Annotated in this window: 9 protein-coding genes; 8 read left to right on the top strand and 1 reads right to left on the bottom strand. The window is 71.5% G+C overall.

Going from position 1 to position 14,518, the window contains the following annotated elements:
• Positions 1-6: 6 nt before the first annotated feature.
• Positions 7-2,283: an MMPL family transporter gene (locus Manayef4_RS06255; protein ID WP_070130954.1), complete on the bottom strand. Its 2,277-nt coding sequence runs from the start codon at positions 2,281-2,283 to the stop codon at positions 7-9.
• 158 nt (positions 2,284-2,441) lie between these two features.
• On the opposite strand from Manayef4_RS06255, the gene Manayef4_RS06260 reads away from it, so the two are divergent.
• The 8 genes from Manayef4_RS06260 (at position 2,442) to ispH (ending at position 14,470) form a co-directional block, all read left to right on the top strand.
• A complete protein-coding gene (locus Manayef4_RS06260; protein ID WP_082456726.1) occupies positions 2,442-3,386 on the top strand; it encodes a TetR/AcrR family transcriptional regulator in 945 nt (314 codons plus the stop codon).
• A 994-nt stretch (positions 3,387-4,380) separates the two neighbouring features.
• A complete protein-coding gene (locus Manayef4_RS06265) occupies positions 4,381-5,160 on the top strand; it encodes an SDR family NAD(P)-dependent oxidoreductase (RefSeq protein WP_083282306.1) in 780 nt (259 codons plus the stop codon).
• 439 nt (positions 5,161-5,599) lie between these two features.
• Positions 5,600-6,691 carry a squalene synthase HpnC gene (gene hpnC, locus Manayef4_RS06270; protein ID WP_070130956.1) on the top strand — a complete coding sequence of 364 codons (1,092 nt, stop codon included), beginning with the start codon at positions 5,600-5,602 and terminating at the stop codon, positions 6,689-6,691.
• A complete protein-coding gene (hpnD, locus tag Manayef4_RS06275; protein ID WP_070130957.1) occupies positions 6,688-7,602 on the top strand; it encodes a presqualene diphosphate synthase HpnD in 915 nt (304 codons plus the stop codon). Before hpnC ends, hpnD begins: the two co-directional genes overlap by 4 nt.
• Positions 7,599-9,308 carry a hydroxysqualene dehydroxylase HpnE gene (gene hpnE / locus Manayef4_RS06280; protein WP_011435274.1) on the top strand — a complete coding sequence of 570 codons (1,710 nt, stop codon included), beginning with the start codon at positions 7,599-7,601 and terminating at the stop codon, positions 9,306-9,308. The genes hpnD and hpnE overlap by 4 nt, the downstream gene beginning before the upstream one ends.
• The gene (locus Manayef4_RS06285; protein WP_070130958.1) at positions 9,305-10,321 is read left to right on the top strand and encodes a polyprenyl synthetase family protein; all 1,017 of its coding nucleotides are present in this window, start codon (positions 9,305-9,307) and stop codon (positions 10,319-10,321) included. Before hpnE ends, Manayef4_RS06285 begins: the two co-directional genes overlap by 4 nt.
• 100 nt (positions 10,322-10,421) lie before the next feature.
• On the top strand, positions 10,422-12,647 hold the full coding sequence (locus Manayef4_RS06290) for a terpene cyclase/mutase family protein (RefSeq protein ID WP_070130959.1): 2,226 nt from the start codon (positions 10,422-10,424) through the stop codon (positions 12,645-12,647).
• Positions 12,644-14,470, top strand: a complete 1,827-nt coding sequence (ispH, locus tag Manayef4_RS06295; protein WP_023841192.1) for a 4-hydroxy-3-methylbut-2-enyl diphosphate reductase — start codon at positions 12,644-12,646, stop codon at positions 14,468-14,470. The genes Manayef4_RS06290 and ispH overlap by 4 nt, the downstream gene beginning before the upstream one ends.
• Positions 14,471-14,518: the final 48 nt, after the last annotated feature.

Consider the following 14,518-nt stretch of genomic DNA (forward strand, 5'->3'; position numbering starts at 1 on the left):
TGAAGATCAGCGCATGGGCTCGCCGGTGCGTGAGCTCCGCTCCTCGCGGGCTGCCTGCCCGGGAAGCGGGCGGACCGGCCCCCCGGCCGCGGGACGGCCCGCGACGGCGTCCTCGGGCAGCGGGGTGTGCCGGATCTCCTCCAGATCCTCGGCGGACTCGACGGAGATCCGCGGCAGGACCCGGTCGAGCCAGGCCGGCACCCACCAGTTCGCCGTGCCGAAGATGTGCATCAGCGAGGGCACCAGCACGGTCCGGATGATGAAGGCGTCGATGAGGATCGCCGTCGAGAGCCCGAGGCCCATCAGCTTGATCACTCGTTCGTCACCGAGGATGAACGAGGCGAAGACCAGGATCATGATCGCGCCAGCCGCGGAGATGACCCGGCCGGTCTCGGCCTGGCCGAGCGAGACGGCGATCCGGTTGTCCCGGCGCGCGGTCCACTCCTCGTGCATCCGGCTGACCAGGAACACCTCGTAGTCCATGGACAGGCCGAACAGGATCGCGAAGAGGATCACCGGGATGAACGCCTCGACCGGGCCGCCGCTGATGYTGAACAGCGATGCGCCCCAGCCCCACTGGAACACCGCGACGACCACGCCGAAGGYCGCCCCGACCGCGAGCAGGTTCATCAGCGAGGCGGTCAACGGGACCAGCAGGCTGCGGAACACCGCTACCAGCAGCAGGAAGGCGAGGAGAACCACGATCCCGATGAACAGCGGCAGCTTGCCCGACAGCGTGCTGGAGAAGTCCTCGAAGGTGGCCGTGATGCCGCCGACGTAGATGCCGGTGCCGGCCTGGTTCGCCTGCGGGATCACGTGGTCGCGCAGCTGGTTGAGCAGCTTCGAGGTCGCCTCGGCCTGCGGGCTCGTCGTCGGGTACAGGGTGGCGATCGCCGCCTGCCCGTTTGGGCTCGGCCGCGGGGCCGAGACGGAGGCGACGCCTGGTGTCGCGCGGGCCGCCGCCACCACAGCGCGGAGGCTTGCCGTGTCCTGCGGCGAATGGATCTCGGCGACGATGCTGAACGGACCGTTGAACCCCGGTCCGAAGCCCTCGGCCAGCAGGTCGTAGCCGCGCTTGGTGGTCTTGGCGGTGTCGCCGTTGCCGAGGTCGGACGAGCCGAGCCGCAGCGAGAGGAACGGGATCGCGATGACGGCGATGACCACCGCGCTGACCACCGCGAACAACTGGGGCCGCCCCTCCAGCCGCTTCGCCCAGTGCCACCAGAAGCCCGAGGTGCTTTCGTGCACCRGGCCCTCCTCAGCCAGCCTGCGCCGGTCGCGCCGGTTGAGCACCTTCATGCCGTAGAAGCCGAGCAGGGCCGGCAGCAGGGTGACGGCCGCGGTCATCGTCATCGCCACGGCTACCGCCGCCGAGATCGCCACGCCGTAGAGGAAGCTCACGCCGAGCGCGAACATGCCGAGCAGCGCGATGCAGACGGTCATGCCGGCGAAGAGCACGGCGCGCCCGGAGGTGTTGACCGCRGTGACCGTGGCCTCCTCCGGGCTCTTGCCTGCGCGTAGGCCGATGCGGTGCCGGTTGACGATGAACAGGGCGTAGTCGATGCCGACGCCCAGTCCGATCAAGGTCGCGAGGACCGGGCTGAACTCGGCGATCGTGAGGATGTGGGAGAGCAGGATGATCAGGATGCTGCCGACCCCGAGGGCCATGATGGCGGTGATCAGGGGCAGAGTGACGGCCAGCAACGAGCCGAAGGCGACGAAGAGGATGATCGCCGCGGCGATGATGCCGATCAGCTCGCTGTAGCTTTGCTGCTGCTGCTCGATGATCGAGACGATCTGACCGGTCGCCTCCACCTGCAGGTCGTCGCCGCCGTAGCCTCGAGCGGTGTCGACGAACCGCTGGATGTCGTCCTTGGGCAGCTCGATGCCCTGCAGGTCGAAGTCGACGGTCGCGAAGGCCGTGTGCCCGTCCTTGCTGATCTGGGCGGCGCCCCGCGGCCCGTATGGGCTCGTGATCCCGGTGACGTGCGGGACCTTGGYGAGCTCGCCGAGCATCTCGCTGGCCCGATCGGAGATGGCACGGTTGGTGATACGAGTCTTGTCACTGTGCAGCACGATGGTGGCGCTGTCTCCCGACGCCGCCGGGAAGTCGCGTTGCAGGAGGTCGATGGCCTTCTGCGAATCGGTGCCGGGCAGGGAGAAGGCGTCCTTGTAACTACTTCCGGCCACCTGGCTGATGCCGCCGAGCCCGAGCAGCGCGACGATCCACAGGAACAGGACGAGCCGACGGTGCCGGAAGCACCAGCGGGCGAGCGAGGCCACGGTTTCCCCTCGGGCGTTGGTGATCGGTGGTGTCGCTACCTGCGACGTCATGCTGACGATTTGCTGCTGATTGCTACCGAGAAACTTACCGGTCGTTCAGTAGGTAGAGTTGAGGGTAACATCCGTCGCGGACTCGATCGGGGGGGTGTATGGCCGCCATGACCGAGCCGACATCGCCCGATCCGGCATCGCTCGATCCACGGGGCGATACCAGATCGCGGATCCTCGCCGCCGCCATGAGCCTCTTCAGCGAACAGGGGTATGCCGGCACCTCGGTGCGGGACATCTCCGAGCGGCTGGGAGTGACGAAGGCGGCGCTCTATTACCACTTTCCGTCGAAGGAGTCGATCCTCGACGCTCTGCTGGAGCCCTTCGTGTCCGAGTTGGGTCGACTTGTCGATCTCGTTCGGCAGTCCCCGCCGCCGCCCCCCCGGATCATCATCGAGCGATTCGTCGAGGCGCTGGCGGGCCCCGGTGGCGTGCTGCTCGTCTTCGCCGACGACCCTTCGGTGATTCACCGTAAGATCGGCAAGAGCGACATACTGTCCCTGCAGCAGGCCCTCGTGCACGGGCTCGCGGGGCCGGCTCCCACCCATCTCGGGTTGCTGCGCGCGTACTGCGCGGTCGGATCCCTGCGGGGGGGGATCATCGGGATGGCGATCGAACGTGCCCAGGCCGCCGCCAGGCAGTCCACCAGCGCCGACGAGGAGCGCCGCAGCGGCGCGGGCGAGGCGGTCACCTGCTCCGAGCGCATCCGGGTCCTTGTCTCGCAGGTATCGAGGACATTCACCCCGCTGGTCTCCGCCGCGGAGCAGGGGGAGATCGTGGCTGCCGCCCTCGCCGCTCTCGGTGACGATCCCGCCGACTCCGTCTCCGTCTCCGCCGCTGGTTCCGGCGGCTGCGGCGCGGTGGGTGATGAGGGGCATGAAAGTGACAGGTCTCCCTCCGGTGCTGACCTGACCGGGTCACGGGATGCTCCGGTCGCCGACGCGGGTCCGGTCGAGACATCCTGCCCGGCGCACGAAGAACGTCCCGCGTGCCGGGAGGCCGCGGCGCCTCACCGGTCTCCCGCGCCGGACCTGGCCTCCGTCCGGCTCCACTGACGACTGTATGCGCCGGACCGTGAGCGATCCGGTGCATCACCCCTTCGTATCCACCCACCTTCGCGGTTCATGTGCCTCATCTCACTCTTCAGACGTTCGTAGATGGTGGTCCGTCTATTTGGTCGTGGCAAATGCCGCTTTCGCTCTTGTTTGTCTGGGGCGGTAGGGTGGTCGCGTGTGGAGGATGGATCAGCGTTTGGATGATGAGCCTTCCGCCTGTCCGGCGCACGCCGCGGACGGGTCGACACATCTGCCGCCGGAGGTAGGTCTCGGCGGCTTTGCCTCCGTCGCGACCGGTGATCCTGTGGTGACCGGATCGGACTGACGGGAGGGTGTTGGCGTCGGAGCAGGCCGACCATGACCCTGACGCCGTGTACCGGCATCGAGTCGGCAAGGTGTCGTCGGCGCGTCCTTCCTCCGGAGGCAATGCGGTTGTAAATAGTCCGCAATACCCAGTCGTCGATGTGGAGCCAGTTCGAAGTCCCCGGAAGAAGGTCTCCGAGAGCAGATTCCGAATCGATCGGACCGCTGTCATATCGGGCGACGCCGGACGGTCGGGATGAGGGAGTGTGATAGGGAGTCYGGAGTCGCGCTAGGCCCCCGCCGTCCGATGTCGCCCATCTGACCATGGACGATCCGGCGACGGGACGGTGGAATGGTGGCAGTCGTGAGCCCGGTGGCGCGGAGTTACCAACGCGCCGCGGATCCGGAGCCCGGCGTTGATGAGATGAGCAGTGGCTGTTCGGATCGGTGCCGCCCGCCAGGGTGGCCGACGCAACGATCMGGCCGGYGAGTTCGTGCCAGCGGACCACACCGAATCACCTTCGGTCGGACCACCTCGCAACGCGGGGCGACGAGTAGGGAAAGTTGTAGGTGACGTGCAACCAGTGCCCGCGGGGGAGAACGGCGTGAGGGGAATGACCGGAAGCGGTGTGTCGTGAGCACCCGGTCTCGCCCCGCTTTCGGTAACGGAGTGTCTACATCTCTCACCGGGCTGGCCCTACGGGCCGGCTCGGTCGTCTCGACCTGGCCGCCCCGGACCGCCGTCATCACGGGAGCATCCAGCGGTATCGGCCGGGAGGCCGCGCTGCTGCTGGCCGCGGACCGATGCCGGTCGCTGCTGGTCGGTCGCAACGGGGCCGCGCTTGACGAGGTGGCCGCGGCGACCGAGGGGCACCGGATCGCGGTCGACCTGTCTAGTCCCGGCTCGGAACTGATGGTCTCCTCCCGGGCGACCGAGCTTCTCGGCGAGGTCGACCTGCTGGTGTGCTCGGCAGGCCTCGGGGCGGCGGGCCCGTTCGAGGTAATGTCCCCGGCCGCGATCGCGGAGCTGGTCACGGTCAACGTGCTGTCGCCGATGATGCTGGTCCGGGCCATGTTGCCGGCCATGCTCGACCGCGGCCAGGGGCGCATCCTGCTGGTGGGCAGCATCGCCGGCGCGCTGGGAGTGCGCGGTGAGGTCGCCTATTCCGCAACCAAGGCCGCTCTGCTCGGTTTCGCCGACGCGTTGCGGTCCGAGGTTGCCGGTCGCGGTGTGACGGTGACCCTGTGTCTACCTGGTGTCGTCGACACACCATTTTTCCACCGCCGTGGCGCGCCCTACGTCCGTCGCTGGCCCCGGCCCATACCGGCCGGGCTTGTCGCGCAGCGCATGCTGGCGGCCACCGGACGCGGCGACGCTGAGATCTGGGTGCCACGCTGGTTACTCGGCGCGGTGYGGGTCCACGGTGCGATCCCGTCGGTCTACCGCAGGCTGGCGGGTGTCTTCGGATGATCCGCGGCGTGGTCTACCCGGCCGCTTCCGGCTCTCCGACCGGCCCTGGGGGTGAGCGACACCGACGATGAGAGTGCCGCGGCCGACGGGCGGCCACCGGCCGCAGGCCGCCCAGGTGGTGCCGCCGGAGCATCATTCCGCCCACGGACCTGTGAGGACCAACCGAAGGGGGCCGGCCAGGCGGAGCTCATCCCGATACCGGCCCAGGGCCGGCCCATCTCCCGTACCGGCCCGCGCTGATCGTGCCCATGACCACCCGGTGCGATCCGCATCCTGATCGCCTCGGCGAGACCCGGGCAGCCACCCCCACCGCGGAGCCTTCCGAAGAGCCTTCCGAACCCGGGCTCTGCGGGTACGTCCGCGCCGGTCGTGGCATCCGGGGATGCGGGATCCGACCCGACCGCGTCCGTAGTGCAGACCGCCATCGAAGGAGAGGCGTATGACAGCCATCGACGCCCGAACCAGCCCATCACGCACGCCTGCCCAGYCGGCCGCGACGGGCCTGGCAACTCCCGCCGAGCAGCTGCTGCGCGCCGCCCCGGCGGAGAACTTCCCGGTCTCGCCGTTCGTTCTGCCCGCGGCGGTTCGTTTCCACTTCAACGCGTTGTACGCCTTCAGCCGGCTCGTCGACAACCTCGGCGACGAGGCGGCCGGCGACCGGCTCGCCCTGCTCGACCGGTTGTCGGCGGACCTCGAGGTGATCTGGACAGGTGGGCAGCCGGAGCTGCCGGTCCTGCGCCTGCTCGCGCGGACCGTGCGGGACTGTGACCTGCCCGCCGAACCGTTCCAGCGCCTCGTCGAGGCCAACCGGCAGGACCAGCGGGTCACCCGTTACGAGACCTTCGACGACCTGGTCCGCTACTGCACGCTCTCGGCCGATCCGATCGGACGGATGGTGCTGGGCGTCTTCGGGCTGGCGACCCCCGACCGGGTCGTGCTGTCGGACCGGGTGTGCACCGCCTTGCAGCTCGCCGAGCACTGGCAGGACGTGGCCGAGGACCTCGCCGCCGGCCGGATCTACCTGCCGCTGGAGGATCTGGACACCTTCGGGGTGACCGAGGCCGATCTGCGGGCTTCCGTCGCGAGTCCGGCCGTGCGCCATCTGATGGCCTTCGAGGTCGCTCGGGCCCGTACGGTGATCGACCAGGGCGCTCCCCTGGTGTCGATGGTGCCCGGGCGGCTGCGGCTGGCCCTGGCCGGTTTCGTGGGCGGGGGCCGGGCGGCGTTGGACGCGATCCGGCGCGCCGACTACGACGTRCTCGGTGGGCCACCGAAGGCGACGAAGCCACGGGTCGCCGAGTTCGCGCTGGCGGCGCTGGCCCGGTCGCTGGCTCCCGGAGCGTCGGCGGTGGCGCACACGGCGGCCGCCGTCGCCACCGCGACCAGCGCGGCCGGGGCCTGGCCGGGTTCCGGTTCGGGTTCCGGTTCCGGTTCCGGTTCCACAGCCCACGGCGGCACCGCCGCGACGAGTACCCAGGCCGGCGTCCCCGCAGCACAGTCCGTTCTTCCGGAGATGGGTGAGGTTCGATGAGTACCGCGGCGCAGTTCCCCGCGGGCCGGCCGACCGTGGCGGAGGCGTATGCCGCCTGCGAGGCCGTGACCAAGGAGGCGGCACGCAACTTCTCCTACGGCATTCGCCTGCTGCCGGCCGAGAAGCGGGGGGCGCTGAGCGCCGTCTACGCGCTCGCCCGCCGCCTCGACGACATCGGCGACGGCGATCTTCCCGAGGAGGCGAAGTTCGCCGGGCTGGCGCAGGTCCGCGCGGAGGTCGAGGAGCTGGGGACGAACAGCTCCGATGATCCGGTCTTCGTCGCCCTCGCCGACGCCGCCCGCCGGTTCCCGATCCCGTTGGAGGCGTTCATCGAACTCRCCGACGGGGTCGAGAGTGACGTGCGCGGCACCACCTACGACACGTTCGACGATCTCGTCGGCTACTGCCGCCTGGTCGCCGGGACGATCGGGCGTCTCTCGCTCGGCATCTTTGGCAGCGAGCGGGCCACCTCCCACCGCGACGCCTCGGGGGTCGCGGACGCCCTCGGGGTCGCACTCCAGCAGACGAACATCCTCCGGGACGTGCGCGAGGACCTGCTCGGCGGCCGGATCTACCTGCCGCGCCAGGAGCTGAAGGCCGCCGGCGTCGAACTCGAGGTGGACGCGACCGGTCGCCTCGGCGGCCCCCCCGACGCGCTCATCGCGTACCTGCGGACGTCGGCGCAGCGAGCGGAGGAGTGGTATGGGCGTGGGCTCGTCCTGCTCGACCTGCTCGACCGGCGCAGCGCGGCCTGTTGTGGGGCGATGGCCGGCATCTACCTGCGGCTCAACCGGCGGATCAAGACCGATCCGTCCGCGGTGCTCGATCGTCGGCTGGCGCTGCCCGGCTGGGAGAAGGCGGTCGTCGCCGCCCGCAGCCTCGCGGGGCGGCCCGAGATGAGGGCGGCATGACCACGGGTGCCGGTGCGGACGTCGCGCCGGCATGGGGGACGCGGCCCGCCGGGCGGACGGACGAACGCCCGCATCTCGCCGTCGTCGGCGGCGGGCTCGCGGGCATGGCCGCGGCGCTGCTGGCCGTGGACAGCGGGGCCCGCGTGACCCTGCTGGAGGCACGTCCCCGCCTCGGCGGGGCGACGACGTCGTTCCGGCGCGGGCAGCTGTGGATCGACACCGGCCAGCACGTGTTCATGCGGTGCTGCACGGCCTACCGTGGGCTGCTGCAGCGACTCGGCGTCGAACACCTGACCACCCTGCAGTCCCGGCTGGACGTGCCGGTGCTGCTCGGCGACTCGTTGACCCGGACCCGGCTGCGCCGGACGAGGGTCCCGCTGCCGGCGCCACTGCACCTGGCCCCGGCGTTGCTGGGGTACCAGGCGCTGCCGATCGCCGAACGGCTGCGGGCCGGGCTCGCGGCGTTTCAGCTCGGGCGGCTCGACCAGCGCTCCCCGGCGGTGGACGAGCAGTCGTTCGGCACCTGGTTGTCCACCCACGGCCAGGGCCCCGCGGCGACGAAGGCGTTGTGGGAACTGCTGACGGTCGCGACGCTGAACGTGCCCGCCGCCGACGCCTCCCTCGGCCTCGCAGCCAAGGTCGTGCGGACCGGTCTGCTGGAGGGCGCCGCCGCCGGGGACCTCGGCTGGGCCGAGGTCCCCCTGTCCCGACTGCACGGCGACGCGGCGATGGAGACGCTCACCGCGGCCGGCGCCGACGTGCGCACCGGGGTGAAGGTCCGGTCCATCACCGCCGCGGGCAGCGGATGGGAACTGGCCGTCACCGCGGGCGGGACCGGTCGCGGCGCGGCGGTGCCCGGCACCGACGACCGCGGCGTGCTGCGGGCGGACGCGGTCGTGCTCGCGGTGCCGCCGCCCGCCGCCGCGTCCCTTCTGCCAGCCGGCGCCGAACCCGAGGCGGCCCGGCTGCGTGAGCTCGGCGACTCGCCGATCATCAACGTGCACATGATCTATCCTCGACCGGTGATCGACGGTCCGTTCCTGGCCGTGGTCGACTCGCCCATTCAATGGATCTTCGATCGCACGGTCTCCTCCGGGCTCGCCGCTGCCGGCCCGCCCGGTGCCCAGTACCTGGCGCTGTCGCAGTCCGCGGCGGAGCCATGGGTCGATCGTCCGGCGAACGAGCTGCGGACCCTGTTCGTCGAGGAGATGGCCCGGCTGTTCCCGGCCGCGCGGGCGGCCGGGCCACTGGAGGTTTTCGTCACTCGGGAACGTACGGCGACCTTCCGGCAGGTGCCCGGTTCGCTCGCGTTGCGTCCGGGCGCGTCGACCGGCCTGACCGGCTTCGCCCTGGCCGGAACCTGGACCGACACCGGATGGCCGGCGACCATGGAGTCGGCCGTGCGTAGCGGACTCACTGCTGTCCGTGAGAACCTGGCCGGTATGGGGGTCGACGTCAACGAGCCACGCGGGCCGGGCCCGCAGGCCCGAAGGACGGACGGACGGCTCCCCGAGCAGGTGGGTGAGTCGGTACCGGTAGGCACTGAATCGGTGAGCGCACCGGGCGGCGGCGCCACGGCCGCGCAGGTGCGGGATCCACAGGATCCACGAGGGGACAACGCGGTTCCCGCCGGATCGGCGGCGGTCGTCCGGCCGCTTCCGTCCGGCCAGCCAAGGCACACATCCACAGGGGGATTCCCGGTATGACCATGACGGTTCCGGATGCGATCGAGCGTGGGCGGACCCTCACCGTGCCTGCCTTGCGCGCCACGGTGGATCGGCTCCACCCACGACTTCGTCACGTCGTCGCCTACCACCGCGGCTGGGTCGACGCCGAGGGCGCGCCACYGTCCGGCGGCGGGGGCAAGCTGGTACGCCCGGCGCTGGCGCTGCTGTCGGCGCAGGCCGCCGGCGCCCCGGCGGAGACCGGGCTGCCGGCAGCGGTCGCCGTCGAGCTGGTGCACGACTTCTCGCTGCTGCACGACGATCTTATGGACGGCGACACCGAGCGCCRCCACCGGCCCACGGCCTGGACGATCTTCGGTGCCGACGGCGCGATCCTCGCCGGGGACGCGCTGCTCGGCCTCGCGACCCAGGTCCTGCTGGAGGTCGAGGGGGAGCCCGGCCGTCGTGCGGCGCTGATCCTGGGCGCGGGCGTCCAGGACCTCGTCCGTGGCCAGGCCGAGGACCTGATGTTCGAGAAACGGTCGGACGTCAGCGTCGCCGAGACGCTGCACATGGAGGACGGCAAGACCGGCGCGCTGCTGGCCTGCTCGGCCTCCCTCGGCGCCGTGCTCGCCGGGGCCGGTGACGACATGGTCAACGCCCTCGCCGAGTACGGCTCCCGGCTCGGCACCGCGTTCCAGCTCATCGACGACCTGCTTGGTATCTGGGGTGATCCCTCGGTGACCGGCAAGCCGGTGTTGTCGGACCTGCGTTCCCGCAAGAAGTCGGTGCCGGTCGTGGTGGCCCTGGAGGCCGGCGGAGCCGCGGCCGAGGAGCTGCGGGCGTTCCTCACCGGCACCGGGGAGTCCACCGAGGCGGAGCTGACGCACATCGCGGACCTGATCGAGCGGGCCGGCGGGCGGGACTGGACCACCGCCGAGGCCGACGGCCAGCTGAAGGCCTGCGAGAACGTGCTCCGCTCGCTGTCGATGCCCGCCGAGATCGAGGCGGAACTGCTGGCCCTCGCGCGCTTCGTGACCGAACGAGACCGCTGAGGAGACGACGGGTGAGTGCAGTCGCCGTTCCCGCCCGGCCCGGCGATCAGCACGTTGATCGTCTTCATGACCATCGCATGTACGACGAGGGGAGTCGTCGATGAGCCTGACCTCGGACCCGTCCCCGGCTGCTCCAAAGGCCGCGAAGAGCTCGAAGCGCGTTAACATTCCCGCGCCCGCCACGCCCGACGCTTACGGGATCTCCCGGTCCTCGCCACCGCTGTCCGGCGGTGGTGTGTCCGGCGGTGGTGTGTCCGGCGGTGGCGCGGCGACCGCCGACGGCACCCCGCCCACGACGCAGACCTCGGTCGATCCGGACCTGGCCGCGGCGATGACCGCGGCCAACCAGGCTCGGGACCACCTCCTCGGGCTGCAGTCCGAGGAGGGCTGGTGGAAGGGCGACCTCGAGACGAACGTCACGATCGACGCCGAACACCTGTTMATGAAGCAGTTCCTCGGCATCCGCACCGAGGAGGAGACCGAGCCGATCGCCCGGTGGGTGCGGTCCCAGCAACTCGCGGACGGCGGCTGGGCCACGTACTACGGCGGACCGGCCGAGCTGTCCACCACGGTCGAGGCGTACATCGCCCTGCGTCTGGCCGGTGACGAGCCCGACGCCCCGCACATGGCGGCGGCGGCCGCGCTCATCCGCTCCCAGGGCGGGGTGGCGGCCGCCCGGGTGTTCACCCGCATCTGGCTGGCGACCTTCGGCGAGTGGTCCTGGGACGACGTGCCCGTCCTGCCGCCGGAACTGATCTTCCTGCCGTCCTGGTTCCCGCTGAACGTCTACGACTTCGGCTGTTGGGCCCGCCAGACGATCGTCGCGTTGACGATCGTCGGGTCGCTCCGGCCCGTGCGCGACCTCGGCTTCAGCATCGACGAGATCAAGGTCGCGGCACCCGTGACGCCGCCGAAGCCGGCCCCGCTGCACAGCTGGGAAGGCGCCTTCGAGCGGTTGGACGCGATCCTGCACCGCTATGAGCGCCGGCCGATCAAGGTGCTGCGCACCCTGGCGCTGCGCCGGGCCACCGAGTGGGTCGTCGCCCGCCAGGAGGCCGACGGGTGCTGGGGGGGCATCMAGCCGCCGTGGATCTACTCCGTCATGGCGCTGCATCTCATGGGATACCCCCTCAACCACCCGGTGATCGCCACGGCGTTCCGGGGAATGGAACGCTACATCATCCGGCGCGAGACCCCGGAGGGGCCGACCGCCCAGATCGAGGCATGCCAGTCGCCGGTCTGGGACACCGCGCTCGCGGTGGTCGCGCTCTCGGACGCCGGCGTCCCCGCCGACCATCCCGCGATGGTGCGGGCCGGCCGCTGGCTGGTCGACGAAGAGGTCAGGGTGGCCGGGGACTGGGCGGTCCGCCGTCCGGCGCTCGCCCCTGGCGGCTGGGCGTTCGAGTTCGACAACGACTTCTACCCGGATACCGACGACACCGCCGAGGTCGTGTTGGCGCTGCGTCGCCTGCTCGGTGGCAGCCATGTCACCCCGGGTGGCACCGTCACCCCGAGTGGCAGCGTCACCCCGGGCGGCACCGCCGAGCTCTCGCCGGCCGCGCGTGACCGCGCCTCCCGCGGCCTCGCGGCGGTCGACCCGCAGCTGGCCGGGGCGATGCGCGCGGCCGCGGCCCGTGGGGTCGACTGGAGCGTCGGCATGCGGTCGTCGGACGGGGCCTGGGGTGCCTTCGACGCCGACAACGTGCGGACGCTGACAGCGAAGATCCCGTTCTGCGACTTCGGCGAGGTTGTCGACCCGCCGTCGGCGGACGTCACCGCCCACATCGTGGAGATGCTGGCCGACCTCGGCCGTTCCGACCACCCGATCACCCGGCGGGCGGTGCAATGGCTGCTGGACAACCAGGAACCGGGCGGCTCCTGGTTCGGCCGGTGGGGGATCAACCACGTCTACGGCACCGGCGCCGTGGTTCCGGCGCTGATCGCCGCCGGCGTTCCCGYCGACCACCCGGCGATCACAGCCGCGGTGCGCTGGCTGCTGGAGCACCAGTCGCCCGACGGTGGATGGGGTGAGGACCCACGCTCCTACGACGATCCGGCCTGGATCGGTCGGGGTGAGYTCACCGCCTCGCAGACCGCCTGGGCCCTGCTCGCGCTGCTGGCTGTCGACCCGCACAGCAAGGCCGTCAAACGGGGAGTGCGCTGGCTGTGCGAGACCCAGCGGCCGGATGGGACCTGGGACGAGCCCCAGTTCACCGGAACCGGTTTCCCCGGTGACTTCTACCTCAACTACCACCTGTACCGGCTGGTCTTCCCGCTGACCGCGCTCGGTCGGTACGTGACCCTCACCGGGGTGGCCACGCCATGAACATCTTCGCATCCGCGGCCGGCGGCGACGGGAACGCCGGGGGCGCAGGGGACGTCGGGGACGGCGCGTCCGCCGGGGACGGCGCGTCCGCCGCCACGACGAGCGCGGCTCAGAGGGCCGTCGCCGCGGCCGCGGGTGCCGGGATCAGGACCGTTCCGGCCTCCCCCACCGAGATCCCGGCGCAGGAGTCGTCGTCGCCGTCCCTGCCGTCGGCCGCGCTCCCGGCGTCGGTCCACCGGCCGGCCGCGGCGGTCGTCCCGGAGCAGGAGCCAACCCCCGTGCGCGGTCGGGCGCGGCTGGTCGTCGCGGCGGCCCTGCGGGTCGAGGCAATGGCCGCCGGTCGGTCGGGCCTCAGCGCGGACACCGTCATCGTGCGCACCGGCATGGGTCCGGAACGGGCGCGCAAGGCCGCCCGGCTGGTGCGCGACACAGGCCCGGACGCCGTCGCCCTCGTCGGTCTCTCCGGGGGACTGGCGGCCGGGATCGAGCCCGGTGACGTCGTCGTGGCCAGCGAGATCCGCAACGCCGACGGCACCGTCGCCGGCCGTTGCGCGGCCGCGCCCCTGCTGGCCGGCGACCTGCGCCGGCTCGGGCTCACCGTGCACGTCGGCCCGATCGTCACCGTGCCGCGGCTCGTCGGCGGCACGGCCCGCGCGGAACTCGCCGCGACCGGGGCCCTTGCCGTCGACATGGAGTCCGCGGAGCTGGCGGCGGGAGTCGGCGACGTGCCGTTCGCCGCCGTCCGCGTCATCGTCGACACGGCGGCGCAGCCGCTGGGACGTATCGACCTGGCCCGCCGCGGAATCCGTGGTCTGCGCACGATGCGTCCGCTCGGGCGCCCCATCGAGGCGTGGGCCGCCGCGGTCGGCCGTCGCCAGGTTCTGCTCGCCGAGCCGCGGGCGTTCTGCGCCGGCGTCGAACGGGCGATCGAGGTCGTCGAGCGCGCCCTGGAGATCTACGGCGCGCCGGTCTACGTCCGTAAGCAGATCGTGCACAACGCCCACGTGGTAGCCGACCTGGCCAGCCGTGGAGCGATCTTCGTCGAGGAGCTCGACGAGGTGCCCGGCGGCTCGACGGTCGTCTTCTCCGCGCACGGAGTGGCCCCGGCCGTCTGGGACCAGGCGGGCGAGCGCGGCCTGTCCGTTATCGACGCCACCTGTCCGCTGGTGGAGAAGGTGCACACCGAGGCCCGCCGGTTCACCGCCCGCGGGGACACCGTGCTGCTCATCGGCCATTCCGGCCACGAGGAGGTGGACGGAACCCTCGGCGAGGCGCCCGGCCGCATCACGCTGGTCGAGTCCTCGGCCGACGTCGGCTCCCTCGACGTTCCCGATCCCGAGCGCGTTACCTACCTCATGCAGACCACGCTGGCCCTGGACGAGGCCGCGGAGGTCGTCGACGCGTTGACGGAGCGGTTCCCGGCGATCGTCGGGCCGGGCTCCACCGATATCTGCTACGCGACCTCGAACCGGCAGAACGCGGTCCGCAAGGTTGCCGAGGAGGCCCAGCTCGTCCTCGTCGTCGGCTCGGCCAACAGCGCGAACTCCGTGCGGCTCGTCGAGGTGAGCAGGCGCGACGGCGTCGAGGCGCATCTGGTCGGGGACGTCGGGGACGTGCATCTGTCCTGGCTTGCCGGCGTGGACACGATCGGCATCTCGGCCGGCGCCTCGGCCCCGCCGTCCCTCGTCAACGAGCTCCTGACCGCGTTGTCGGGTCTCGGCGCGACGGACGTCTCGGTGCGTTCCGTCGGCACCGAGACGCTCGCCTTCCACCTGCCCAAGGAACTGCGCCGACCGGCCCCGGCGCCCGTTCCAGGGCCATAGTGCGCCCGGCTCCCGGGCGGTCCCGAGGTGCGGCCCGGCGAGGGCGAA

This window comes from Frankia sp. CgMI4 (assembly GCF_001756285.1).
Classification (GTDB): Bacteria; Actinomycetota; Actinomycetes; order Frankiales; family Frankiaceae; genus Frankia; species Frankia casuarinae.